This window comes from Pseudomonadota bacterium (genome assembly GCA_039815145.1).
Taxonomy (GTDB): Bacteria; Pseudomonadota; Gammaproteobacteria; order Steroidobacterales; family JBCBZW01; genus JBCBZW01.
On the sequence record JBCBZW010000256.1, the window covers coordinates 1 to 3,388 of the forward strand.

The following is a 3,388-nucleotide window of genomic DNA, read 5'->3' on the forward strand; positions in this document are numbered from 1 at the left end:
ACGACCACGCCCACGAGGTGCTCGACGGCCCGTTCACCGCGTGGGTCGCGCCCAAGCTCGAAGAACAAGGCTTGGTGATGCTATCCCACTGGGAGTACGGCTTTCGCAACATCACGAATTCCGAGCGTCCCATCGAGACCCCCGACGACGTGGCCGGCCTGACGCTGCGCACGCCGTCTGAGGTGCAGATCGTGGCCGCCGTCGAAGGCCTGGGCGCCAACGCCACCCAGATCGCCTTCCCCGAGCTGCCCAACGCGCTGAACCAGGGCGTGGTGGACGGCCAGGAGAACCCGATCGGCGTCATCTACCACTTCAAGCTCAACGAGTTCCAGGAGCACTTGGCGCTGACGCGGCACGTCTACAACGCCATGATCCACGTCATTTCCAAGGACAGCTTCGACCGCCTCACGCCCGAGCAGCAGGACATCGTCCGCGAGGAGAGCGCCGCCGCCGGCATCATGATGCGCAAGCTGGTCGTTGCCCAGGAGGAAGAGGAGCTGGCAGCGCTCGAGGAGGCCGGCATGCAGATCACACGGCCGGATCTCGCGCCGTTCCGCGATCGTGTGCTGGGCTCCGACGCGATCGGCCGGGTGGCGGAGTTCGTGGGGGCTGAGAACCTGGAGATGTTCCAGGGCATGCTCGACCAGTAACGCACGCGACCCACAACGACCGTGTGCCCCCGTGTCGCAGAGCGAAAGCTCCGGCGCGGGGGCGCACGGTCGGCCGGCGCCGACCTCCCCCGCGACGGCCTCACCGCCTTCCATTATCCCCTTCCAAAGACGAACGCCCGCACGTGACCGCGCTCCTCATCTTGATCGCCCTGGTCGGGCTCATCGCGCTCGGTGTGCCGGTGGCTGCCGCACTGGGTCTGACGGCGATCGGCTTCTACGTCCTCTCCGGCGACTGGCACATCCTGTCGATGCTGCCGCAGCGCATGTTCTCGGCCACGACCGGCTTCACGCTGCTGGCCATTCCCTTCTTCATCCTGGCCGGCAACCTGATGAACACGGGCGGTATCACCGAGCGCATATTCCGCTTCGCCAATGCCGTGGTCGGCCACATTCGCGGAGGGCTCGGACAGGTGAACGTGATCGCCAGCCTGATCTTCTCGGGGATGTCCGGCGCCGCCGTCGCGGACGCGGCTGGCCTGGGCCAGGTCGAGCTCAAGGCGATGAACGATCGAGGCTACGATCCGGAGTTCTCGGCCGCCATCACGGCCGCCTCTTCCACCATCGGCCCAGTCTTTCCGCCGTCCATTCCCTTCGTCCTCTACTCCTCCCTGACCGGCGTCTCGGTCGCAAAGCTGTTCCTGGCGGGCATCGTGCCCGGACTGTTGATGGCGCTGTCGCTGATGGTGGCGGTCTACTTCGTATCGCGCTTCACCCTCGTGCCGCGCGAGGAGCGCGCGCCCGTGCGCGAGATGCTGCGCAGCTTCCTCGATTCGGCGCTCTCCTTGTTTACGCCCGTCATCATCATCGGGGGCATCTTCGGCGGCTTCTTCACGCCGACCGAGGCCGGCGTCGTGGCCAGCGCCTACGCGCTCGTCCTGTCTGTCTTCGTCTACCGCGAGATCGCGCTGCGAGACCTGCCGCAGGTGTTTTGGAACACGCTCGTCCACTCGGTGCGCGTGCTGTTCGTCATCGCCGCGGCCGGTTTCTTCGGCTGGCTGCTGATCCACCAGCGGGTGCCCAACCAGATCATCGAGGGTCTGCTGTCGCTGTCCGACAGCCGCGCGGTGATCCTGGGGCTGGTGGTGCTGATTCTCCTGGTGCTGGGCATGTTCCTGGAGGGCATTGCCGTCATCGTGCTGTGCGTCCCGCTCTTCCTGCCGGTGGTCACGCAGGTCGGCGTCGATCCGGTGCAGTTCGGCGTCATCATGATCATGTGCTCGATGGTCGGCCTGCTCACGCCGCCAGTCGGCATGGTGCTGTTCGCCGTTTCCAGCGTGGCGCATGTCAGCGTGGGGCGCCTCAGCCGAGCGCTGCTACCCTACCTCGCCGGCCTGGCCTTCGTTCTGCTGCTCGTCACCTACTGGCCTGCGGTCTCGACCGCGCTGCCCAACGCGTTGCTGGGACCATGACGCCCCATCCTGCCCCGCAGCCACGCAGTGCCCTCGCGCGGCTCGACGCAGGCCTCGGCACCGTCCTGCGCGCGATCCCCATCGCCTGCCTGGCCGCGCTCTTCGTCATCCTGTTGGGCAACGTGCTGTCGCGATATTTTCAGATCTGGTCGATCGCCTGGTTCGACGAGATCGTGCAGGCCCTCTTCGCCTGGATGGTGTTTGTCGGAGCGGCCGCGCTGTGGCGCGAGAACGACCATTTCCACATCGACTGGGCAGCGGCCGTGCTGTCCGCGCTGGGCTCGGTCGTCGGCCTGAAGGCCCTAAGGCTGTTGATCACGACGCTCGGCCTCGCTTTCCTGGTGGTGATGACCTGGAAGGGTTGGGAGCTGACCTCGCGCAGTCGCGCCGTTACGCCGATCCTCAGCTTGCCGGTGGCCTGGGTCTACGTCGTCATTCCGATCTCGGGCGCCATCATGTGCGCCTACTCCCTGCGCGACCTCGTCGTGCTGCTTCGGCCGGCGCCGAAGCCCGCTCTTCCCTCCGACACCGCTTAGCCAAGGACACGCCATGATCCTCGACCACCGCACCTATGTCTGCCGCCCGGGCACGATCAAGAAGCACCTCGCGCTCTACGAGGAGCACGGCTTCCCGACCCAATCCAAGCACCTGGGCCGCCCCGTGATCTACGCCGCAACCGAGACGGGAGATCCGAACGCCTACGTACACGTCTGGGTCTACCGCGACGCCGGCGACCGCGAGGCCAAGCGCGCGGCGCTGCAGGCTGATCCGGCCTGGGGCGACTACCTCAAGAAAAGCGCCGAGGCCGGCTATCTCGCCAGCCAGAGCAACCAGCTTCTCAAGCCCGTTTCCTTCTTCGACGCCTCGGCCTGGGAGGCCTACCTGTCGTGAGCGACCCGGGCCGTTCGCTCAACGTATGCAGGACGAGCCTTGGCGCCCACGGGTCGGTCCCGATCCGGCCGTGTGCGAGGTGGCCCATCCCGAGTTCCTCGACGACGTCGATCACGAACGGAGCGTGACTTCGTTCGCCCTTAACGCGGTCGAGGGCCACTCCGGCCGGACGCCGAGGGGTACCGACGCGCCCGGCGGCACGGCCAGATCGACGCCATGGACGACCTCGGTGCCGCCATAGGACTTGCGCACGGCGCGAATGTCGATGCCGACGGGCGCGCGGTCCGTCGGCATCGTGGGTCTAGCAGTGAGGCGGTGATCCGCCTCCTTTTCCGCCGGGCTCACTCTGGGGGGCTCACTTTGCCAAACTCATTTCGCCAAACTCACTTTGCAAAGCTCACCCGGCCTGGCCGCGCG

At 66.7% G+C, this 3,388-nt stretch carries 5 protein-coding genes; 4 read left to right on the forward strand and 1 reads right to left on the reverse strand.

The window, feature by feature from the left end:
• The 4 genes from AAF184_25395 to AAF184_25410 all read left to right on the forward strand — a co-directional run.
• Nucleotides 1–650 (forward strand): TRAP transporter substrate-binding protein (locus AAF184_25395; GenBank protein ID MEO0425690.1); only part of this gene is annotated, 650 nt, incomplete at its 5' end.
• A 143-nt stretch (nucleotides 651–793) separates the two neighbouring features.
• A complete protein-coding gene (locus AAF184_25400; GenBank protein MEO0425691.1) occupies nucleotides 794–2,080 on the forward strand; it encodes a TRAP transporter large permease in 1,287 nt (428 codons plus the stop codon).
• A complete protein-coding gene (locus AAF184_25405) occupies nucleotides 2,077–2,616 on the forward strand; it encodes a TRAP transporter small permease (protein MEO0425692.1) in 540 nt (179 codons plus the stop codon). The genes AAF184_25400 and AAF184_25405 overlap by 4 nt, the downstream gene beginning before the upstream one ends.
• Nucleotides 2,617–2,629: 13 nt before the next feature.
• Nucleotides 2,630–2,971, forward strand: coding sequence for an NIPSNAP family protein (locus AAF184_25410; protein MEO0425693.1), 342 nt, complete (start codon nucleotides 2,630–2,632; stop codon nucleotides 2,969–2,971).
• Nucleotides 2,972–3,082: 111 nt separating this feature from the next.
• Here AAF184_25410 and AAF184_25415 read toward each other — a convergent pair whose 3' ends face one another.
• Complete coding sequence (locus AAF184_25415) at nucleotides 3,083–3,265, reverse strand: hypothetical protein (protein ID MEO0425694.1); 183 nt, start codon at nucleotides 3,263–3,265, stop codon at nucleotides 3,083–3,085.
• Nucleotides 3,266–3,388 lie beyond the last annotated feature (123 nt).